Below are 20329 nucleotides of genomic sequence, written 5' to 3'. Positions count from 1 at the left end.
CGAGTCTGGAGAAAGTTCGATGAGCGTTACTACCGGTATTGAAGGGCGAACCGCCTTGGCGACGCCGCAGGCCCCGGCCAAGAATGCGATCGTGTTCGAGGACGTCCGTGTGACGTTCCCACACCCGCAGGGGGGCACGAAGACCGTGCTCTCCGAGGTGAACCTGAACATCCCGGCGGGCGAGTTCGTCGCGATCGTGGGTCGAAGCGGCTGCGGCAAGACGACGCTTCTCAACATGGCCGCCGGCCTGGTCGAGCCGTCGGCGGGCAAGGTCTCCGTGATGGGAAAGCCGCCGAGAGACGGGCGCTCGCACCTCGGTTTCATGCTGGCGCGAGACGCACTGTTTCCGTGGCGCAACGCCGTGCGCAATGTGGAGTACGGGCTGGAGCTGCGCGGGATCGGCCGCACCGAGCGCAAGGCCACGGCCCGACGGTGGCTCAAGGCAGTGCACCTGGGGGACAGCGAGGGCCTGTTTCCTTGGCAGCTTTCGCAGGGCATGCGTCAGCGTGTCGCCCTCGCCCGCACCTGGGCGCTCGACCCCGACGTTTTGCTGATGGACGAGCCGTTTGCGGCACTGGACGTCAACACCCGGACGTCCGTGCAGCAGGAGTTCCTCGAGCTGTGGCAGCGCGAGGCGCACCGCACCGTCCTGTTCGTGACACACGACCTGGGCGAGGCCGTGGCGCTTGCCGACCGGATTGTGCTGATGGGCGACGGGCAGGTTCTCGACGACGTCCGAGTGGGCATCCCCAGGCCCCGCGACCTGTCCACGATCACCACCGATCCCCGCTACATCGAGGTCTACGAACGGATGCGCAAGCGCCTCCACTGAGTCGACTGCCAGCAATGTCGACTGCCAGCAACAGAACCTATCGAGGAGTACCTGTGAAGTATCGAAGTCGTTCCCTCGCGGTGGCCGTTGGCGCGGTGTCCCTTGCCGCGTCCCTGGTGGCCTGCGGAAGTGCCCAATCGGCCGGCGTCAACGAGGATGGACAGAAGCAGCTCATCGTCGGCACTATGCCCAGCAACTCGCTCGCCTTCCCCTACACCGTCGCGAGGGAACAGGGATTCTTCGCGGACGAGGGCATCGTGACGGAGACCGTCGACGCCAAGACCGGCCCGGAACTGACGGCCACCTTGATCGGCGGTTCGACGCAGATCGCGGTGGGCACGCCGGAGAACGTGATGTCGGCGATGGATCAGGGGCAGGACCTGGTCGCCATCGCGCCGTTCGGGAAGATCGACATGCAGCTGGTGGTGCCGGCACAGTCCGGGATCACGGACTTCAGGCAGCTGGAGGGCAAGCAGCTCGGCGTCGTCCAGCGCGGCTCGTTCGCGGAGAAGTTCGCGCGAGCCGTGCTCGCGGAGAACGGGGTGGATCCCGAGAGTGTCACGTACGTGGCTGTCGGTAGCGGCGCGACAATGGAGCCCGCGTTGCGTGCCGGAAAGATCGACGCCGTTGTCGCAACGGGATCGTCCGTCGTGCTGGTGAGGTCGCACGGGCTGGACGTGAAGACGATGGTGAACACGATGGACGGCACCAACACCAAGTTGGGCGATTATGCGCTGCAGACGTTCTGGGGTGTCACCGGAGCATTCAAGAAGGCGAATCCCGAGGCGGTCCTCGGATTCTGCAAGGCCATGAACAAGGCGGCCGCGTGGATCCGCGACGATGCCAACCGGGCGACGGGTGTCGCCTCGTTGGGCAAGCTTCTGGATGTGACACCGGAAGCGGCAGAACAGATCTGGGATTCGACGAACCAGTCCTGGTCGCCCAGCGTCACCGCCGAGCAGTGGGGGAAGAACGTGGAGTGGATCCTCGGCGAGGGCTCGACCAGCCTGCCGTACGCGGATCGGGTGGATGCCGGCTGCCAGTGACCTGAGTTGAGGTCGGACAGCGGTTCGGTCAGCGGCCGGCGACCTGGCCCGGTCCCGCGTGACAACGCGCGGGCGGCCTGGATGCGCTGACCGCGCCGAGCACCCGAAGACCCGGTGTCGACGCCGTTCCCCTGGAGCGGCGGCGGCGCCGGGTCTTCCGTCTGGCGGGCGGGGCGCGTCGCCGGGCCCACTGAGCGGGACTTGTGTCTGTTTCGCCCGGTCAGCGGGAGGAGTTCTAGGCCGCGTACGGGGCACGGCCATAGCGTCGATCACGAGTGATGTCATCAGCGAAAGGCAGCCATCGTGAACGCCGTTTCTTCAGCTCCCGCCGGGGCAGCGACCTCCGAGGTCGACGTCGTCGTCGTCGGCGCGGGGTTCGCCGGACTGTACGCACTGTACCGACTGCGCGGGGCCGGGCTCACCGTCCGGGTCTTCGAGGCCGGCGACGGGGTCGGCGGCGTCTGGTACTGGAACCGCTATCCGGGAGCCCGCTGCGACGTCGAGAGCGTGGACTACTCGTACTCGTTCTCCGAGGAACTGCAGCAGGAGTGGGACTGGACCGAGAAGTACGCCACCCAGCCGGAGATCCTGGCGTACGTCAACCACGTCGCCGACCGGTTCGACCTGCGCCGCGACATCACCTTCGGCACCCGGGTCACCGAGATGGTCCTGGACGAGGCCGTGACGCGGTGGACCGTGCGCACCGACTCGGGGGAGACGGTGTCCGCGCAGTACGTCATCACCGCGGTCGGACCGCTGTCGAACGCGAACATCCCGGCCATCGACGGGCTCGACGAGTTCGCCGGCCCGACGTACCACACCTCGAGCTGGCCGCACGAGGGCGTCGACTTCACCGGTAAGCGGGTGGGCGTCATCGGCACGGGATCCTCGGGCATTCAGACGATTCCGTGCGTCGCCGAGCAGGCGAGCGTGCTGCACGTGTTCCAGCGCAGTGCCAACTTCAGCGTGCCGGCCGGGAACGTCCCGCTCGACGAGACGACCCGCAGCGCGCAGAAGGCCGACTACGCCGAGAGGCGCCGGCTCTCGTTCCTCAGCGGCGGCGGTTCGCCGCACCAGGCGCACCCCTCCTCCGCCCTGGACGTCTCCGAGCAGGAGCGGCGGGACGCCTACGAGCGGCGCTGGGAGCTGGGCGGCGTGCTGTTCAGCAAGACCTTCCCGGACCAGCTGACCAACCTCGCCTCGAACGACACCGCGCGGGAGTTCTGGGAGGAGAAGGTCCGCGGGGTGATCGAGGACCCGGAGCTCGCCGAGTTGCTGATCCCCAAGGACCACGCGATCGGCACCAAGCGGATCTGCACCGACTCGAACTACTACCAGACCTTCAACCGCGACAACGTGAACCTGGTGAACCTGCGGGCCACCCCGATCGCCTCGGTCGACGCGACCGGCGTGAACACCACCGCCGGGCACTACGACCTCGACGCACTGGTCCTGGCAACGGGATTCGACGCGATGACCGGCTCGCTCGACAAGGTGAACATCGTCGGCCGCGGCGGGCAGACCCTCAAGCAGGCGTGGGCGGCCGGGCCGCAGACCTATCTCGGGCTCGGCTCGGTGGGGTTCCCGAACTTCTTCAACCTGACCGGCCCGGGCAGCGTGTCGGTGCTGGCGAACATGGTGCTGCACTCCGAACTGCACGTGGACTGGGTCGCGGACTGCATCGAGTACGTGGCACGGCAGGGGGCGCTCGGCATCGAGGCCACCGGGCAGGCCGTCGCCGACTGGGTCCGCGAGTGCAGCGACCGCGCCGACGCCACCCTGATGCCCACCGCGAACTCCTGGTACGTGGGCGCGAACGTCCCGGGCCGGCCGCGGGTGTTCATGCCGTTCGTCGGCGGCTTCGGGGTGTACGGCCAGATCATCGCCGAGGTGGCCGAGGCCGGGTACAAGGGCTTCGAACTGGTCGAGTCGGGCCGGTAGCGGGATGCCTCGGATGGCGGGCAAGGTGGCGCTGGTGACCGGCGCCGGGAACGGAATGGGGCGCAGTCACTGCGTCCGACTGGCCGAGGAAGGCGCCGACGTCATCGCGCTCGACCTGGCCTCGGCGGAGGAAGGGCTGGACGAAACAGCCAGGCTGGTAGGCGAACTCGGCCGCCGTGCGGTGACGGCACATGCCGACGTCCGTGACCTCGCCGCCGTGCAGTCCGGGGTGGACCTTGGGGTGGCGGAACTGGGCCGGCTCGACGTCGTCGTCGCGAACGCCGGCATCTGCGACAACCCGGGACCGGCCTGGACCATCGACGAACCGGTGTGGCAGCGGTCGCTCGACGTCAACCTGACCGGGGTCTGGCACACCGTCAAGGCCGCTGCTCCGTCGATCGGCGCCGACGGTGGCTCGGTCGTCATCGTCAGTTCCACCGCCGGGATGAAGGCGGTGGCCGGCGCCGCACACTACTCGGCGAGCAAGCACGCCGTGATCGGGCTCATGCGGACCCTGGCAAACGAGTTGGGGCCGAGGTCGATTCGGGTCAACGCGCTGCTGCCCGGGGCCGTCGGCACCGCGATGACGCTGAACCCGGCGACCTTCTCCCGGCTGCGGCCGGACCTGGAGAGCCCCACCGTGGAGGACGTGATGGAGGTGCTCTCCCGCAACCACCTGCTGCCGGTGCCGTGGGTGGAGTCGGTGGACGTCAGCAACGCCCTGCTGTTCCTGGTGTCCGACGAGGCCCGGTACGTCACCGGGACCCAGCTGGTGGTCGACGCCGGCCTTACCCAGAAGGTGTGACGATGACTGGTCGAATGGAAGGCAAGGTTGCGCTGGTCACCGGCGCGGCCCGGGGCATCGGGCGGGCGCAGGCACTGCGGTTTGCGCAGGAGGGCGCGGACGTGATCGCCGTCGACCTGTGCGGTCCGGTGGAGACCGTGGTGATCCCGCCGTCGAACGCGGCGGATCTCGCGGAGACGGTGGCGCTGGTGCGGGAGACCGGGCGACGCATCGAGGCCTTCGAGGTGGACGTCCGTGACCGGGCGCAGCTGGCGGCGGCCGTGGACGCGGGCGTCGCGGCGCTCGGCGGCCTCGACATCGTGTGCGCCACCGCGGGGATCACCTCCTCGGCGGCCGCGCTCGAACTGGACGAGCAGACCTGGAACACCATGCTGGACGTCAACCTCACCGGGGTGTGGCACACCTGCGCGGTGTCGGCGCCGCACCTGATCGAGCGCGGCGGCGGGGCGATGGTGCTGACCAGTTCGATCGCCGGCCTGCGCGGGCTGGTCGGCGTCGCGCACTACACGGCGGCCAAGCACGGCGTGGTCGGGCTGATGCGGTCGATGGCAAAGGAGTTGGCGCCGCACAACGTTCGGGTCAACACGGTGCACCCGACCAACGTGGACACCACGATGATCCAGAACGACCTGGTGCGGTCCAAGTTCCGCCCCGACCTCGACCGGCCGCCGACGCGCGAGGAGTTCGCGGCGTCCGCGGTGTCGATGAACATGCTCGAGGTGCCCTGGATCGAACCGGTGGACGTCGCCAACGCCGCGCTGTTCCTGGCGTCCGACGAGGCGCGCTACATCACCGCGGTCGCGTTGCCTGTCGACGCCGGCAGCACAGCCCGCTGACCGACATGGCCGGCGCGAAGGTGTACGTCGTCGACCGGGTGGTCACCAGGCCCGGGCGGGCACGCGAGTTCGTCGACGCGTACCTGGCCGAGTACGCGCCCGGCGCCCGGGAGCGGGGCATGACGCTCGAACGGGTGCTCGTGAGCCCGCCGGTCTGGTTCGACGACGAGTCCAACACGGTCACCGTCACCTGGGCGCTCGACGGCGCCGACGCCTGGTGGCGGATGACGTTGCGGGGGCGCCCGGACCCGGCCCTGGGGCGGTGGTGGACTCGGATGGACGAACTGGTCGTGGAGCGGTCCCGCTCGATGGCCTCCGCCGCGGCGGACGTCGACGGGCTCTCCGATGTTTAAGGCCACCAAGCTGGTCCACTTCTCCGGCGCTGCCGACGCAGACGCGCGACTGCGGTGCGCGGACGGGCTGCGCGAGGCCGCGGCCGCGGCGGGCGCCCGGCGGGTGCTGGTCGCCCCGACGCTCGACGGCGTCCGCAACGGCGGTGACCTGCTCGCCCACCTCCAGTTCGACGACGAGGACAGTTGGCGCGCGGCGGAGCGGGAAGTCGCTGCCGTGCTGGGCAACTCGGCCGTCGCGCACGTCGACGGCGTCGAGTACCGCGGCGAGGCCGCGGGGACGACCGAGCCGCGGACCTCCGGCGGGGTGTACCGGACGCTGCTGCTGCGGGTGGACCCGGACGCGTCGGACGCCGCCGTCGAACGGTTCGAGGCCGACCTGTTGCGGATGCCCCGGTACGTGCCGGCGATCCGGTCGTGGCAGCTGTCTCGGGTGCTGCGGGCCGAGGGAGCCTCGGCGTGGACACACGTGTGGGAGCAGGAATTCGCGGACCTCGACGCCCTGACCGGGCCGTACCTCCTGCACCCGGTCCACTGGGCCCACGTCGACCGCTGGTTCGACCCGGAGTGCCCGGAGATCATCGTCCGAGACCGGGTGTGCCACAGCTTCTGCGAGTTCGAGGGTTCGGTGGTCTAGGCACGGGGTGGTCTGGATGCCGGGTGGTCCAGAGTCTGGGTCGTCCAGACCGGGCGTCGCCTCAGCCGACCTGGATCGACCCGGCCGGGGTGCCGGTGTCGACCAGGGCGCGCACGGTGGCGCGGACCATGGCGGGCGAGCCGCAGATCAGCACCTGGTGCGAGGTGTAGCCGCCGTAGGAGCTGACCACCTCGGCCAGCGTGCCCTGGATGAGGTCGTCCTCGTCGAAACCGATGTCCACCCGGGTGCGTTCGTGCCACTCGTCGGGCCACTCCGGGTCCTCGACCTGCTCGACGACGGGGATGACGGTCAGCCAGTCGAGTTGCTGGGCCAGGATCCACAGCATGTCGGAGGCGTAGAGGTCACGGGGGTGCCGGGCGCCGACGAACAGGAAGACCAGCGGCGGGTTGGGCTTGCGGGTGAGCTCGAGCAGCATCGCGCGCAGCGGGGCGAGCCCCGTCCCGCCCGCGACCATGATCACCTCTTCGGTGCTGTCGTCGATGTTGAGCCGGCCGGTGGGCGCGCTGATCTGCCACTGGTCGCCGGGCGCGGTGTCGGCGACGATCGACCCGCTGACCCAGCCCGCGGGCACCGTCCGGACGTGGAACTCGAGCTTGCCGTCGAGCGACGGCGGCAGCGCGGGGGAGAACCGACGGCTGACGGCGGGCATCTGGGGGACGACGACGGAGACGGACTGGCCCGCGGTGAACGGGACGAACTCACCCTCGAGCCGGATCACGGCCAGGTCCTGCCGCAGTCGATGGTGCTGGACCACCGTCGCAAGCCAACCCTGGTCCTGATCCACGTCCGCGCTCATGGGTTTACAGCGTAGTCGTGCGCCGCGCCGCGCTGCGCAATCAAAAGAAACACTAGAACATGTGTCAGTTCTGGAACTAGGGTGTGAAAAAACACCATGCACCCGTGGGCCGCCGCCCACCACCTGGCGGCCGTATCCACAGTCAGAGCGGAGAAGTACATGACCACCGACGAGCACGCCGACCTGCACCGCCCGCAGTTCCTGGCGGACCTGCTGATCACCGCGCTCGAGCGGAACACCGACCGACCCGCGCTCTACCTCGGCGACGTCGTGCTCACCGGCGGCCAGATGCGGGACCAGATCAGCAGCTTCTGCCAGGCCCTCGCCGGACAGGGCATCGGCAAGGGTTCCACCGTCGCGATGCTCTCGAAGAACCGTCCCGAGGTGCTCATCAGCGTCGGCTCGCAGATGATCCTCGGCTGCCGCAACACCGCCCTCGCGCCGATGGGCTCGATCGACGACCACGCCTACATTCTCGGGGACGCCGAGATCGAGACGCTGATCTTCGATCCGACCTCGTTCGAGGGCCGGGCCGCCGAACTCAAGGCCGCCGTCCCGACGCTGAAGAACTTCTTCTCCCTCGGCCCGTCCGAGGTCGGCATCGACATCCTCGCCCTGGCCGCGACTTTCGAGCCGACCCGCCTGGTCGCCGCGGACGTCGACGGCGGCGACCCGTCGAGCATGGTCTACACCGGCGGCACCACCGGCAAGCCCAAGGGCGTCGTCAACACCTTCGCCTCCGGCGTGACGCTGCCGCAGATCCAGATGGCGGAGTGGCAGTTCCCCGAGGAGATGCGCTTCCTCGCCTGCACCCCGCTCTCGCACGCGGGCATGGCGTTCTTCGTGCCGACCCTGCTGCGCGGCGGCTCCCTGGTGGTGCTCCCCGCGTTCGAGCCGGCCGCGGTGCTCGAGGCGATCGAGAAGTACAAGATCACCTCCACCATGCTGGTGCCGACGATGATCTACATGCTGCTCGACCATCCCGACCTCGCCACCCGCGACGTGTCGAGCCTCGAGACGCTGTTCTACGGCGCCGCCGCGATGTCGCCGACGCGACTGGCGGAGGGCATCGACAAGCTCGGCCCGATCTTCTTCCAGTACTTCGGCCAGTCCGAGTGCGGCATGACGATCTCGGTGCTGCGCAAGGAGGAGCACGACCCGAAGGACCTGGAGCGGCTCGCATCGTGCGGGCGTCCGGTGCCGTGGCTCAACGTCAAGCTCCTCGACGACGACCTGAACGAGGTTCCCCGCGGCGAGCTCGGTGAGATCTGCGTGCGTGGCCCGCTGGTGATGAAGGAGTACTGGAACAAGCCGGAGGAGACGGCGGAGGCGCTGCGCGGCGGCTGGCTGCACACCGGTGACATCGCCCGGGCGGACAAGGACGGCTTCCTGTTCATCGTCGACCGCAAGAAGGACATGATCGTCACCGGCGGGTTCAACGTCTTCCCGCGGGAGATCGAGGACGTCATCTCCGCGCACCCGGCGGTCGCGTCGGTCGCGGTGGTCGGGGTGCCCGACGAGAAGTGGGGCGAGGCCGTCAAGGCCTGCGTGGTGCTGCGCGCCGGGCAGACCGTGGAGGCCGCGGACCTGTACGCGATGGTCAAGGACGCCAAGGGCGCAGTGCACGCGCCGAAGACCGTCGACTTCGTCGACACCCTGCCGCTGACCCCGATCGGCAACCGGGGCGCGCGGGGGGGGCCCCCCGGGCCGGGGGCCGGCGCSCACGCCGGACAGGCCCGTTGCCGGGCCGCCGAGCCCGATTCGCACCGACGAGCAAGGCCCACAACCGCCCGGAAGCGGTGTGGGCCTTTCTCGTCGGCACGTACGGCTCAGCCGCGCGCGGCCGCCAGGGTGTCGTTGAACGTCGCGCTCGGGCGCATGACCGCGGCGGTCAGGTCGGCGTCGGGCGCGTAGTAGCCGCCGATGTCGACCGGGCTGCCCTGCACGTCGTTGAGCTCACCGACGATCGCGTCCAGGTTCTTCGCGAGCGCTGCCGCGAGCGGAACGAAGCGCGCACGCAGCTCCTCGTCCTCGGTCTGCGCGGCGAGCTCCTCGGCCCAGTACATGGCCAGGTAGAACTGGCTGCCGCGGTTGTCCAGCTCACCGGTGGTACGGGACGGGCCCTTGTCGTTCTCGAGCAACTTGCCGGTCGCGGCGTCGAGGGTCTTGGCCAGGACGGTCGCCTTCTTGTTGCCGGTCTTGATGCCGAGGTCCTCGAGGCTGACGGCAAGTGCGAGGTACTCGCCGAGCGAGTCCCAGCGCAGGTGGTTCTCCTCCAGCAGCTGCTTGACGTGCTTGGGGGCGGAACCGCCCGCACCGGTCTCGTACAGTCCGCCGCCGGCCATCAACGGCACGACGGAGAGCATCTTCGCGCTCGTGCCCAGTTCCAGGATCGGGAACAGGTCGGTGAGGTAGTCGCGCAGGATGTTGCCGGTGGCCGAGATGGTGTCGAGTCCACGGATGAGCCGCTCCATCGTGTACCTGATCGCGCGCACCTGCGACATGATCTGGATGTCGAGGCCCTCGGTGTCGTGATCGAGCAGGTAGGTCTTCACCTTCGAGATCAGCTCGTTCTCGTGCGGCCGGTACGGATCGAGCCAGAACACGACCGGCATGCCGGAGTTGCGCGCGCGGGTGACGGCGAGCTTCACCCAGTCCCGGATGGGCTCGTCCTTGACGATGCACAGGCGCCAGATGTCGCCCTCCTCGACGTTCTGGGTGAGCAGAACCTCTCCGGTGGCGAGATCGGTGATGTTCGCGACGCCGGCCTCGGGGACCTCGAACGTCTTGTCGTGCGAGCCGTACTCCTCCGCCTTCTGTGCCATCAGGCCGACGTTCGGCACGGTGCCCATGGTGGTGGGGTCGAACGCGCCGTTGGTCTTGCAGAAGTTGATCATCTCCTGGTAGATCCGGAAGAACGTCGACTCGGGGCTCACCGCCTTGGTGTCCTTCTGCCGACCGTCGGCGCCGTACATCTTGCCGCCGGCGCGGATCATCGCGGGCATGGACGCGTCGACGATGACGTCGCTGGGGGAGTGGAAGTTCGAGATGCCGCGCGCCGAGTCCACCATCGCCAGCTCGGGCCGGTTCTCGTGGCACCTGTGCAGATCGTCGATGATCTCCTCGCGCTTGGATGCGGGGAGCGACTCGATCTTCGCGTAGAGGTCGGAGAGCCCGTTGTTGACGTTCACGCCCAGCTCGTCGAACAGCTCGCCGTGCTTGGCGAACGCATCCTTGTAGAAGACCTTCACGGCGTGCCCGAAGACGATCGGGTGCGACACCCGCATCATCGTGGCCTTGACGTGCAGGGAGAACATCATGCCCGTCTTGCGGGCGTCCTCCATCTGCTCCTCGTAGAACTCGATGAGCGCCTTCTTGCTCATGAACATGCTGTCGATGACGTCGCCGTCGGAGAGGGACACCTTCGGCTTGAGGACGATGGTCTCGCCGCTGGTGGTCAGCAGCTCCATCTTGACCTCGCGGTCGCCGTCGACAGTCATCGACTTCTCGCCGTTGTAGAAGTCGCCGTGCCGCATGTGGGCGACGTGCGTGCGCGATGCCATCGACCACTCGCCCATGCTGTGCGGATGAGTGCGGGCGTACTCCTTGACCGCCCTGGGTGCGCGGCGGTCCGAGTTTCCCTCGCGAAGGACGGGGTTCACCGCGCTGCCCAGGCACGTGGTGTACCGGTCCTTGATCGCGGTTTCCTCGTCCGACTTCGGGTTCTCGGGGTAGTCCGGGATGCCGTAGCCGTGCGCCTGGAGCTCCTTGATGGCCGCGAGCAGCTGCGGGACCGAGGCGCTGATGTTCGGCAGCTTGATGATGTTCGTGTCGGGCAGCTGCGTGAGCCGGCCCAGTTCGGCCAGGGTGTCCGGCACTCGCTGCGCCTCGGTCAGGTAGTCACCGAACTCGGCGAGGATGCGGGAGGCGACGGAGATGTCGCGGGTCTCGACGTTGATCCCGGCTGCCTCGGCGAATGTCTCGATCACTGGCAGGAAGGCATGCGTGGCGAGCATCGGTGCCTCGTCGGTCAGCGTGTAGATGATGGTTGGTTGGTCCACGCTCATGTTCTGTTCATTGCTCCGATCATGGCCAGACGCGTTTTGTGTTCGCATCTCATCTGAGCCACGGGGTGGTAGTAGTGGCACCTATCTCGTACCACGTCGTGCGCGTTGTTCGCGACGTTCTTCTCAGGCTAAGGGGTGCGAGACCGGCCACAGTTGGCTGCCCGGGATACGAGGGGAGTGGACTCGGTCTCTGTGGTTCGGGAGGGCGAGTCCGCGGACACGGTGACCGGAATGCTGGTTCCGGCCGCGCCGGTCGGCGGTAGCGTCACCCAGTCCGGGAACGCGGTCACGATTTCACGGCCAAGCGGACTAGGCGGTCTGGGCGCGCTTCGACATCGCGGATCCACCGCAGGAGATCGGTGAAAAGGCGGTACCGCCGAACGGCAAGCCCATCACGGTCCCGGCGGACGTCGGCGGGTTGTCGAGTGAACTGAGTGGGCTGTCGAGCGAGATCGGCGGGTTGTCGAGCGAGGTAGGGGCCTGTTCGGCTCCTCGTAGCGGCGGCTGGAACGGGCGTTCGCGGTCCGAGCTCCATCGGCAAGCGGACCGTGAACTTCCTTTCAGTGCAGGCGATTTCGCGTCGATCGCCCCCGGGGCGAGCGCGGCAGAAAGTATCCGGTGCGCGCCTGGTACTCGCGGTAGCCGGGCCGCTGCGACATCGACTGCTCGAGCAGTCGTGCGCCGGTCGCGTAGACCAGAAAGTACGTCATCGCCAGCGGGGACGCCACCGTCACCGCGCCGGGCCAGACGCTCGCGCAGACGAGCCAGAGCCCCCACCACACGCAGGCATCGCCGAAGTAGTTCGGGTGGCGGGTCCACGCCCACAGCCCAGAGTCCATGACCCGGCCCCGGTTTGCCTGGTCCGCCTTGAACAGTCGAAGTTGCCGGTCGCCCACCGCCTCGAAGGTCGCGCCCACCGCCCAGACGGCCACCCCGACCGCCAGGACGACGCGCCCCGTCCCGTGCGTGGGTCCGAGAACCGCCGACAGTTGGACGGGCAGTGAGACGAACCACTGGGCCGCACCCTGGGTCGCGAAGACCTTGCGGGCGACCGTGCCGAGGGAGGCGCCGCCGGCGCGGTCGAGCAACTCCAGGTACCGCGGGTCCTCGCCGCGCCCCGCGGACTTGCGGTGCATGTGCCAGCTCAACCGCAGACCCCACGCCGTGACCAGTGCGAGCAGCAGGACGCGGCGACCGGGATCGCCGTCGCCGAGGGCGGCGGACACCGCGGCGACCAGCACGAAGCCCAGCCCCCAGGACACGTCCACCACGTTGTACCGGCCGACCCGGTGTCCGACGGCGAACGTGACGGCCTGCAGGGCGGCGAGCAGCAGCGCGCTCACCATGGTGATCGTCCCGAACTGCGCCCATGCGGTCACCGGTCCGGCTCCTTGTCGAACACGAACTGCTGGACGTCGAGGTACCCGCCGCGGAAGCCGGCCTCGGAGTAAGCCAGGTAGAACTCCCACATGCGGCGGAAGACGTCGTCGAAGCCGAGTTCGGTGACCTGCGCGGCGCGGGCGGCGAAGCGCTCACGCCACAGCCGCAGGGTCTCCGCGTAGTGTGCCCCCATCGCGAACCGGTCGACGACCCGCAGAGACGTCTCCCGGCGGGTCACGGCGTCGATGGCCTCCACGGAGGGCAGCAGGCCGCCGGGGAATATGTATTTGTGCACCCAGGTGTAGGTGTTGCGGGAGGCCAACATCCGATCGTGCGGCATGGTGATCGCCTGCAGTGCCACCCGGCCGCCCGGAATCAGCAGCCGGTCGAGCGTCCGGAAGTAGGTGGGCCAGTAGTCGAACCCGACGGCCTCGATCATCTCCACCGACACGATCGCGTCGTAGTCGCCGGTCACCGCGCGGTAGTCGAGCAGGTCGATCTGCACGGAGTCGGACAGCCCCGCGTCCGCCACCCGCCTGCGGGCCAGCAGTTGTTGCTCGCGGGAGAGGGTGACCGAGCGGACCTGGGCGCCCCGCGCCGCGGCACGCAGGCTCAATTCACCCCAGCCGGTACCGATTTCGAGCAGGCGGGTGCCCGGGCCGACCTGGGCCGCATCGAGCAGGCGGTCGATCTTGCGGTGCTGTGCGGCGGCCAGGTCTGCCCACTGCGCCGGCGGCTCGTCGAACAGGGCGCTCGAGTAGGACATGGTGCGGTCGAGGAAGAGTTCGAACAGTTCGTTGGACAGGTCGTAGTGGCGGGATATGTTCGAGCGTGTGTTCTCCGGGGTGTTGCGTTCGGCGGCAGGGTGTTTCGCCGTCACCAGCGGGCGCAGCCATTGCAGCGGGCGGGGTACCAGGGTCGCGGCGGCCGTCGCAAAGGGGGTGAGCACGGCCGCCGGCTCGGGGGACGCCCAGTCACCCGCCATGTAGGACTCGCCGAAGCCGACCAGGCCGCCGGTGCCGAGCCGCCGGGCGAACTCCTCGGGCCGGTGGATGATCATGCGGGGCAGGATCCGTCCTGTCTCGTCGGATCCGACGACGGTGCCGTCCGGGTACTCCACCCACACGTCCAGTCTCGAGGCGGCGCGGCGGAACAGTCGGTCGGCCACCGCGCCCGCGACCCGCGCACGGGTGTCGGTCCGGACCTGGGCAATGCCGGGCCAGCGGCTGGCGTCGATGTCGAGTGCGCGGACGGCGTTCTCGGTGCCAGAGGTAGTCATCTGCCGGCCTCCTGGTGACGTGGCGGGGAACGGTTCGGGCGAGGGACGAGGGGCAGCCCGCGTAGCCACAGGGCTATGCCTTGCACGCGGATGCGCGCCGCCACCATGAGCGGGGCCATCGGCGCAGAGAACTGCATCCGTGCCACCGCGGCCGCGGTGGCACGGCGGCCATGCCCGTGCATCGTCGCGGTGAAAGGCGGTTGCCCGTCGCGGTGCAGGGTGACCGACACCGCAAGGTCGCGGCGCGGTTCCGGGACCCGCAGCGTGTAGCGACCGTCGACCTCGTTGAAGGGCGAGACGAAGAACGCCTTGTCGGTCTCGGCGCGGCCGGAGCCGTCCGGCATGAGCAGGTAACAGTGCCGCCCGCCGTAGGTGTTGTGGACCTCGGCGACCACACACCGCAGGGCGCCGGCCCGGTCGTGGCACCAGAACAGGCTCAACGGGTTGAAGACGTGACCGAGCACCCGCGCGTTGAGCAGAGCCGTGACTCGGCCGCCGCGCAGGTCGATACCGTGCTCGGCGAGGTGGCCGTCGAGCCGTCCGCGGAGGGTTGCCGCGTCGTAGCCGGCACCCCCTTCCGCCGTGAAGTGGTCGCTCGCCTCGAACCGGGCGAACGGCCGCAACCACCCGGGCAGTCTGGGCAGCTCGTCGAGGTCGACGAACCAGCTGTAGCTCCGGTACTCGAACGAGTGCCGGACCGGCGCGGCGCGGACGTGCCGGATACGGGTGGGGTAGATCGCAGGCGGGGACATCGTGGGCGGGGACATGGTCACCGCACCGTCGCGGCGCGAGCGGGCGCGCCGTCCCAGTCCACCCCGAGCCGGCGCGCGGCCAGCGCCCCCGAACGGGCGCCGTCCTCGTGGAACCCCCACCCGTGGTACGCCCCCGCGAAGGTCACCGTGTCACTGTCGAGTTCGGGCAGGCGGGACTGCGCGGCAACGGATTCCGGCGTGTAGATCGGATGCTCGTAGGTCATCTCGGCCAGGACCGATGCCGGGTCGACGAGGCCCTCACCGCCGAGGGTGACGAGGAAACGCCGGTCGGTGACGTCGGAGATCTGCATCAGCCGGGTCATGTCGTAGGTGACCACCACCGACTCCGGGCCACGGGTGTGCTGCGGTACCAGGTAGTTCCAGGACGCGCGGGCGCGCTCGGCGTGCGGCAGGACGGAGGTGTCGGTGTGCAGCAGGGCACGGTTGGTGGAGTACGGCATCGCCCCGAGCAGGGCGCGTTCGAGCGGGGTGGGATCGGCCAGCAACCGCAGGGCCTGACCGGGGTGCACCGCGATCACCGCGGCGTCGTACCAGCGGACATCGCCGTTCCGGGCGATGACGCACACCCCGTCCTCGACCCGTTGGAGGCTGCGCACCGGGGTGCCGACGAGCACCTCGTCCAGTGTCGCCGCCACCTTGTCGACGTAGCGGGCAGAGCCGCCGGTGACGGTGCGCCAGGTGGGTGACCCGAACACGGTCAGCATCCCGTGGTGGTCGAGGAAGGTGAACAGGTACCGCGCCGGGTAGCGGCCCGCGGTCGACGGGGCGCACGACCACACGGCTGCGACGAGCGGGGTGACGAAGTGCCGGGTGAAGTAGTCCGAGAACCGATGTCGGGCCAGGAACGTGGCGAGCGGTTCGTCTGGACCGCATGCCGTGGTGTCCAGCAGGGTCCGGGCGGCGCGGTGGAACCGGACCACCTCGCCGAGCATGCGCAGGTACCGCGGGCGGGTGAGCGTGCGCGGCGTGGGGAACAGCCCCGTCAGGCCCTTCGCGCCCGCGAACTCGAGGCCGTTCGCGTCCGATCGGACGGACATCGACATGTCGGTGTCCTGGGTGGCCACGCCCAGTTCGTCGAACAGCCGCAGCAGGGTGGGGTAGGTGCGGTCGTTGTGCACGATGAACCCGGTGTCCACCGACACCCGCGTCCCGCTGTCGAGTTCGAGGTCGTGGGTGTGCGCGTGCCCGCCGAGTCGCTCGTCGGCCTCGTAGAGCGTCACCCGGTCGCGTCGGGCCAGCACGTACGCGGCGGTGAGTCCGGCGACGCCGCTGCCGATGACGGCGACGGTGCGTGGCGGTGCGAGGGGGTCTGGGTGTGACTTCGAGGGACGGTCCATACCGGGTGTTCGGCGCCGCGGGGCGGCCGGATGGGTCCGCGTCATGGATACCCTCGGTAGCCGTGCGTCGGACACGTCAACCGGTCGCCGACGGGGAACCGCAGCCTTTGGGCGGTCGGCCGCAGCTCCGAGAGCCGCTCGGGGGCGCCGACCCCGGTGCGGGGTCCAGGCTGGGGCACCGGAGCGTATCGAAAGTTGGTTCCGTTCCGGTGTTTCGAGATGCCCGTCAGCGCCGCTCTGCGCGGGCGTCACAGAGGGCTTCGGCGAGCCCCGTCCGCACGGTGCGTTGTAGTGAAGGCGGGACTCGTGCAGGCGGGCGCGGAGACAGGGGACCTCATCGAAGCTCGACCCCCGACGCGCACTTCCAACTCCTCCTGGATGCCCCTGATTGAAAGCGCGCGCTAGCCGGCGGTCAGCTGGCAGCCAGGCCCGCGAGTGCCGCGAAGGCCTTGCCTGCGAGGTCGATGAGGGCGAGGGGCACGGTGTCCGACGAGGTCATGAAGATCCCTTTCTGTTGCGCGCAGCGCAGATCGGCGTCACCCCGGTCGGGGTGGCGAGTAATTCAAACCTGAAACCATCCGCAGAGGAAGTGTGACAATGATCATCATCAATATGTCCGATTTTTGGGGAGTCTGGCGGTGCGGCCGGCGCGGTTTGGGGGTAGAGGAGGTTGGCGTGGGCCCCTCCTCGTCAGCGTCTGAGGAACGTCTCTGATCCGGGCTGTCGCGGACCCCAACGCATCAACCATGGGCGTGTTACGTCGGCGTTCGCTGGCCGAGGAGCAGTCGCCCGGCGCAGAATTGGCCACCATGGCCACCTACGTCCTGCTGCACGGCGCCGGGTCCGACTCGTCCTACTGGCAGTTCGTCGCGCCGCGGCTGCGCGAGCGCGGCCACGAGGTGCTGACCCCGGACCTGCCGGTCGACGACGACTCCGCCGGGTTCGCCGAGTACACAGACGTGGTGGTCGACGCGATCGGCGACCGCGCGGGGCCGATCCTGGTGGCGCAGTCGATGGCGGGGTTCACCGCGCCGCTGGTTTGCGGGCGAGTGGCGGTAGCACTGGTCGTACTCGTGGCGGCGATGGTCCCGGCGGCGGGAGAGTCGCCCGGCGAGTGGTGGTCGAACACCGGGCAGGAGGCTGCGCGCCGGGCGCTCGACGAACGCGAGGGACGCGACCCCGACGCCGAATTCGATCCGGTGACAACGTTTCTGCACGACCTGCCGCCGGAGCTGCTGGAGACGGTGCTGGCGGACGGCGCGCGCGGGCAGTCCGACACCCCGTTCGAGCAGCAACTTCCGATGCCCTCCTGGCCGGACGTGCCGACCCGGTTCCTGCTGTGCCGGCAGGACCGCTTCTTTCCCGCCGGCTTTCAGCGCCGGATGGTGCGCGAGCGCCTCGGGATCGTGGCCGACGAGATGGACGGCGGGCACCTGCCCGCGCTGGCCCACCCGGCGGAGCTGACCGCGCGGCTCGAGGCGTACCGGGTGGGTGCGGGCCTGTGACCGGGTGGTTTGCCTAGGAATTGCCGACGGTCGAAAGTTTTTAGACTTGAGCGGAACAGACTCAACTCTTTGTGTGTTGGGACATGTGACAGCGCCGACCGGCCACACCTAGGCTCGACGGCGACGACATACGTCTTCCGTTAGGGGTGACCATGGACTCGTTTTCTCCGACCACCAAGACTCAGGCGGCCTTGACTGCGGCCTTGCAGTCCGCGTCCGCCGCCGGGAACCCGGACATCCGTCCGGCGCACCTGTTGGTGGCCCTGCTCGACCAGACCGACGGCATTGCCGCACCGCTGCTCAAGGCGGTCGGCGTCGACCCCGCGGTGGTGCACCGCGAGGCACAGACCATGGTCGACCGGCTGCCCAAGGCGACCGGTGCGACCGCCACCCCGCAGCTGGGCCGTGAGGCACTCGCTGCGCTGACCGCCGCCCAGCGCCTGGCGACCGAGCTCGACGACGAGTACGTGTCCACCGAACACCTCATGGTGGGGCTCGCCGACGGCGACTCCGACGTCGCGAAACTGCTTGTCGGACATGGCGCTACGGCGCAGGCGCTGCGTGACGCGTTCACCGCGGTGCGCGGCAGTGCCCGGGTCACCAGTCCGGATCCCGAGGGCTCGTACCAGGCGCTGGAGAAGTACAGCACCGACCTCACCGAAGCCGCCCGCTCCGGCAAGCTCGACCCGGTGATCGGGCGCGACACCGAGATCCGGCGGGTGGTCCAGGTACTCAGCCGCCGCACCAAGAACAACCCGGTGCTGATCGGCGAGCCGGGCGTCGGCAAGACCGCGATCGTGGAGGGCCTGGCCCAGCGGATCGTGGCGGGTGACGTCCCGGAGTCGTTGCGCGGCAAGACCGTGATCTCCCTCGACCTCGGTTCGATGGTCGCGGGGGCGAAGTACCGCGGCGAGTTCGAGGAGCGGCTCAAGGCCGTCCTCGACGACATCAAGAACTCGGCCGGACAGGTCATCACGTTCATCGACGAGCTGCACACCATCGTCGGTGCCGGTGCCACCGGTGAGTCCGCGATGGACGCCGGCAACATGATCAAGCCGATGCTGGCCCGCGGCGAGCTGCGCATGGTCGGTGCGACCACCCTCGAGGAGTACCGCAAGTACATCGAGAAGGACGCGGCGCTCGAACGCCGTTTCCAGCAGGTGCTGGTCGGGGAGCCGTCGGTGGAGGACACCGTCGGCATCCTGCGCGGTCTCAAGGAGCGCTACGAGGTGCACCACGGCGTGCGCATCACCGACTCCGCTCTCGTTGCGGCGGCGACCCTTTCGGACCGGTACATCACCTCCCGGTTCCTGCCGGACAAGGCCATCGACCTGGTCGACGAGGCCGCGTCGCGGCTGCGGATGGAGATCGACTCGCGGCCCGTCGAGATCGACGAGATCGAGCGGATCGTGCGCCGGCTGGAGATCGAGGAGATGGCGCTGGCCAAGGAGACCGACGAGGCGTCGAAGGCGCGGCTCGCCAAGCTGCGGCAGGAGCTCGCGGACGCCCGCGAGAAGCTGGGGCAGCTGAGCACCCGGTGGCAGAACGAGAAGCAGGCCATCGACTCGGTCCGCGAGGTCAAGGAGCAGCTCGAGACGCTGCGCCGCGAGTCGGACCGGGCCGAGCGCGACGGCGACCTGGGCAAGGCCGCGGAGCTGCGCTACGGCCGGATCCCCGAGCTGGAGAAGCGGCTCGAGGCGGCGGTCGAGGCGTCGGGAGGCGCCAGCGACGGCGACGTCATGCTCAAGGAGGAGGTCGGACCCGACGACGTCGCGGACGTGGTGGCGGCGTGGACCGGCATCCCGGCCGGCCGGATGATGGAGGGCGAGACCGCCAAGCTGCTGCGGATGGAGTCCGAGCTCGGCAAGCGGGTCGTCGGGCAGGCCGACGCGGTGCAGGCAGTCTCCGACGCGGTGCGCCGGGCCCGGGCCGGAGTCGCGGACCCGAACCGGCCGACCGGCTCGTTCCTGTTCCTCGGACCGACCGGCGTGGGCAAGACCGAGCTCGCAAAGGCGTTGGCGGACTTCCTGTTCGACGACGAACGCGCGATGGTCCGGATCGACATGTCCGAGTACGGCGAGAAGCACTCGGTGGCACGGCTCGTCGGTGCCCCGCCCGGCTACGTCGGCTACGAGGCCGGCGGTCAGCTCACCGAGGCGGTGCGCAGGCGTCCGTACACGGTGGTGCTCTTCGACGAGGTGGAGAAGGCGCACCCCGACGTGTTCGACATCCTGCTGGCGGTCCTCGACGAGGGACGCCTGACGGACGGCCAGGGCCGGACGGTGGACTTCCGCAACACCATCCTGATCCTGACGTCCAACCTCGGTGCCGGTGGCACCAAGGAGCAGGTCATGGATGCGGTGCGGCACGCGTTCAAGCCGGAGTTCATCAACCGGCTCGACGACGTGGTGATCTTCGACCCGCTCTCGGAGGAGCAGCTCGAGTCCATCGTCGACATCCAGCTCGGCCAGCTGGCCAGGCGGCTCGCCGCCCGGCGGCTCACGCTGGAGGTCTCGCAGCCGGCGAAGGCGTGGCTGGCCAAGCGGGGCTACGACCCGCAGTACGGTGCGCGACCGCTGCGCCGGCTGGTGCAGCAGTCGATCGGCGACCAGTTGGCGAAGCTGCTGCTGGCCGGCGAGATCAAGGACGGCGACGTCGTGCCGGTGAACGTCACGGCGGACGGTGACGGCCTGACGCTGGGCTGAGCCCCGCACAAAGCGATGC

The 20329-nt window shown here is 69.2% G+C and carries 15 protein-coding genes and 1 pseudogene; 10 read left to right on the top strand and 6 right to left on the bottom strand.

The genetic code is table 11. The features are described from left to right. Positions 1 to 19 precede the first annotated feature (19 nt). The 7 genes from AC1DWC_RS22760 (at position 20) to AC1DWC_RS22730 (ending at position 6447) form a co-directional block, all read left to right on the top strand. Positions 20 to 832, top strand: coding sequence for an ABC transporter ATP-binding protein (locus tag AC1DWC_RS22760; RefSeq protein ID WP_477911673.1), 813 nt, complete (start codon positions 20 to 22; stop codon positions 830 to 832). Between the two features lie 53 nt (positions 833 to 885). After that, positions 886 to 1878 carry an ABC transporter substrate-binding protein gene (locus tag AC1DWC_RS22755; RefSeq protein ID WP_477911671.1) on the top strand — a complete coding sequence of 331 codons (993 nt, stop codon included), beginning with the start codon at positions 886 to 888 and terminating at the stop codon, positions 1876 to 1878. 303 nt (positions 1879 to 2181) lie between these two features. Continuing rightward, entirely contained in the window at positions 2182 to 3819 is a 1638-nt protein-coding gene (locus tag AC1DWC_RS22750; RefSeq protein WP_477911669.1) for a flavin-containing monooxygenase, read from the top strand. A 4-nt stretch (positions 3820 to 3823) separates the two neighbouring features. Continuing rightward, complete coding sequence (locus AC1DWC_RS22745) at positions 3824 to 4624, top strand: mycofactocin-coupled SDR family oxidoreductase (protein WP_477911667.1); 801 nt, start codon at positions 3824 to 3826, stop codon at positions 4622 to 4624. Between the two features lie 2 nt (positions 4625 to 4626). Continuing rightward, positions 4627 to 5460, top strand: a complete 834-nt coding sequence (locus AC1DWC_RS22740) for a mycofactocin-coupled SDR family oxidoreductase (RefSeq protein ID WP_477911665.1) — start codon at positions 4627 to 4629, stop codon at positions 5458 to 5460. Positions 5461 to 5465: 5 nt separating this feature from the next. Beyond that, the gene (locus tag AC1DWC_RS22735; RefSeq protein ID WP_477911663.1) at positions 5466 to 5813 is read left to right on the top strand and encodes a hypothetical protein; all 348 of its coding nucleotides are present in this window, start codon (positions 5466 to 5468) and stop codon (positions 5811 to 5813) included. Beyond that, complete coding sequence (locus AC1DWC_RS22730; protein ID WP_477911661.1) at positions 5806 to 6447, top strand: Dabb family protein; 642 nt, start codon at positions 5806 to 5808, stop codon at positions 6445 to 6447. The genes AC1DWC_RS22735 and AC1DWC_RS22730 overlap by 8 nt, the downstream gene beginning before the upstream one ends. A gap of 61 nt (positions 6448 to 6508) precedes the next feature. Here the strand turns inward: AC1DWC_RS22730 and AC1DWC_RS22725 are convergent, their stop codons facing one another. Then, complete coding sequence (locus tag AC1DWC_RS22725; protein WP_477911659.1) at positions 6509 to 7264, bottom strand: FAD-binding oxidoreductase; 756 nt, start codon at positions 7262 to 7264, stop codon at positions 6509 to 6511. A 159-nt stretch (positions 7265 to 7423) separates the two neighbouring features. Between AC1DWC_RS22725 and AC1DWC_RS22720 the strand changes: the two are divergent. Beyond that, positions 7424 to 8941: pseudogene (locus tag AC1DWC_RS22720) on the top strand (AMP-binding protein); the annotation flags it as partial. A 152-nt stretch (positions 8942 to 9093) separates the two neighbouring features. Here the strand turns inward: AC1DWC_RS22720 and AC1DWC_RS22715 are convergent. The 5 genes from AC1DWC_RS22715 to AC1DWC_RS22695 form a co-directional block, all read right to left on the bottom strand. Then, positions 9094 to 11331 (bottom strand): NADP-dependent isocitrate dehydrogenase, encoded by a 2238-nt coding sequence (locus AC1DWC_RS22715; RefSeq protein ID WP_477911657.1) that lies wholly within the window; start codon positions 11329 to 11331, stop codon positions 9094 to 9096. A gap of 560 nt (positions 11332 to 11891) precedes the next feature. Next, on the bottom strand, positions 11892 to 12677 hold the full coding sequence (locus tag AC1DWC_RS22710; RefSeq protein WP_477911707.1) for a DUF1295 domain-containing protein: 786 nt from the start codon (positions 12675 to 12677) through the stop codon (positions 11892 to 11894). Positions 12678 to 12706: 29 nt separating this feature from the next. Continuing rightward, positions 12707 to 13990: a class I SAM-dependent methyltransferase gene (locus tag AC1DWC_RS22705; protein ID WP_477911655.1), complete on the bottom strand. Its 1284-nt coding sequence runs from the start codon at positions 13988 to 13990 to the stop codon at positions 12707 to 12709. Then, positions 13987 to 14742, bottom strand: coding sequence for a DUF1365 domain-containing protein (locus AC1DWC_RS22700; RefSeq protein ID WP_477911705.1), 756 nt, complete (start codon positions 14740 to 14742; stop codon positions 13987 to 13989). The genes AC1DWC_RS22705 and AC1DWC_RS22700 overlap by 4 nt, the downstream gene beginning before the upstream one ends. A 17-nt stretch (positions 14743 to 14759) precedes the next feature. Next, a complete protein-coding gene (locus tag AC1DWC_RS22695; RefSeq protein WP_477911703.1) occupies positions 14760 to 16100 on the bottom strand; it encodes an NAD(P)/FAD-dependent oxidoreductase in 1341 nt (446 codons plus the stop codon). 746 nt (positions 16101 to 16846) lie between these two features. Between AC1DWC_RS22695 and AC1DWC_RS22690 the strand changes: the two genes are divergently transcribed. Together AC1DWC_RS22690 and clpB are read left to right on the top strand one after the other, a co-directional pair. Continuing rightward, positions 16847 to 17605 (top strand): alpha/beta hydrolase, encoded by a 759-nt coding sequence (locus AC1DWC_RS22690; protein WP_477911653.1) that lies wholly within the window; start codon positions 16847 to 16849, stop codon positions 17603 to 17605. A gap of 152 nt (positions 17606 to 17757) precedes the next feature. Further along, positions 17758 to 20310 (top strand): ATP-dependent chaperone ClpB, encoded by a 2553-nt coding sequence (gene clpB / locus AC1DWC_RS22685; protein ID WP_477911651.1) that lies wholly within the window; start codon positions 17758 to 17760, stop codon positions 20308 to 20310. Positions 20311 to 20329: the final 19 nt, after the last annotated feature.

The sequence above is a fragment of the Rhodococcus sp. P4_C10 genome (genome assembly GCF_056402135.1).
Note: the sequence above shows the minus strand (reverse complement) of the source record. Positions and strands in the feature narration are given on the sequence as shown.

Bases quoted from the DNA above. Each gene is read 5' to 3' on its own strand.
- AC1DWC_RS22760 (WP_477911673.1), top strand. From the start codon at position 20: ATGAGCGTTACTACCGGTATTGAAGGGCGAACCGCCTTGGCGACGCCG.
- AC1DWC_RS22745 (WP_477911667.1), top strand. From the start codon at position 3,824: ATGCCTCGGATGGCGGGCAAGGTGGCGCTGGTGACCGGCGCCGGGAAC.
- AC1DWC_RS22740 (WP_477911665.1), top strand. From the start codon at position 4,627: ATGACTGGTCGAATGGAAGGCAAGGTTGCGCTGGTCACCGGCGCGGCC.
- AC1DWC_RS22735 (WP_477911663.1), top strand. From the start codon at position 5,466: ATGGCCGGCGCGAAGGTGTACGTCGTCGACCGGGTGGTCACCAGGCCC.
- AC1DWC_RS22730 (WP_477911661.1), top strand. From the start codon at position 5,806: ATGTTTAAGGCCACCAAGCTGGTCCACTTCTCCGGCGCTGCCGACGCA.
- AC1DWC_RS22725 (WP_477911659.1), bottom strand. From the start codon at position 7,264: ATGAGCGCGGACGTGGATCAGGACCAGGGTTGGCTTGCGACGGTGGTC.
- AC1DWC_RS22715 (WP_477911657.1), bottom strand. From the start codon at position 11,331: ATGAGCGTGGACCAACCAACCATCATCTACACGCTGACCGACGAGGCA.
- AC1DWC_RS22710 (WP_477911707.1), bottom strand. From the start codon at position 12,677: ATGGTGAGCGCGCTGCTGCTCGCCGCCCTGCAGGCCGTCACGTTCGCC.
- AC1DWC_RS22705 (WP_477911655.1), bottom strand. From the start codon at position 13,990: ATGACTACCTCTGGCACCGAGAACGCCGTCCGCGCACTCGACATCGAC.
- AC1DWC_RS22700 (WP_477911705.1), bottom strand. From the start codon at position 14,742: ATGTCCCCGCCTGCGATCTACCCCACCCGTATCCGGCACGTCCGCGCC.
- AC1DWC_RS22695 (WP_477911703.1), bottom strand. From the start codon at position 16,100: ATGGACCGTCCCTCGAAGTCACACCCAGACCCCCTCGCACCGCCACGC.
- AC1DWC_RS22690 (WP_477911653.1), top strand. From the start codon at position 16,847: ATGGGCGTGTTACGTCGGCGTTCGCTGGCCGAGGAGCAGTCGCCCGGC.
- clpB (WP_477911651.1), top strand. From the start codon at position 17,758: ATGGACTCGTTTTCTCCGACCACCAAGACTCAGGCGGCCTTGACTGCG.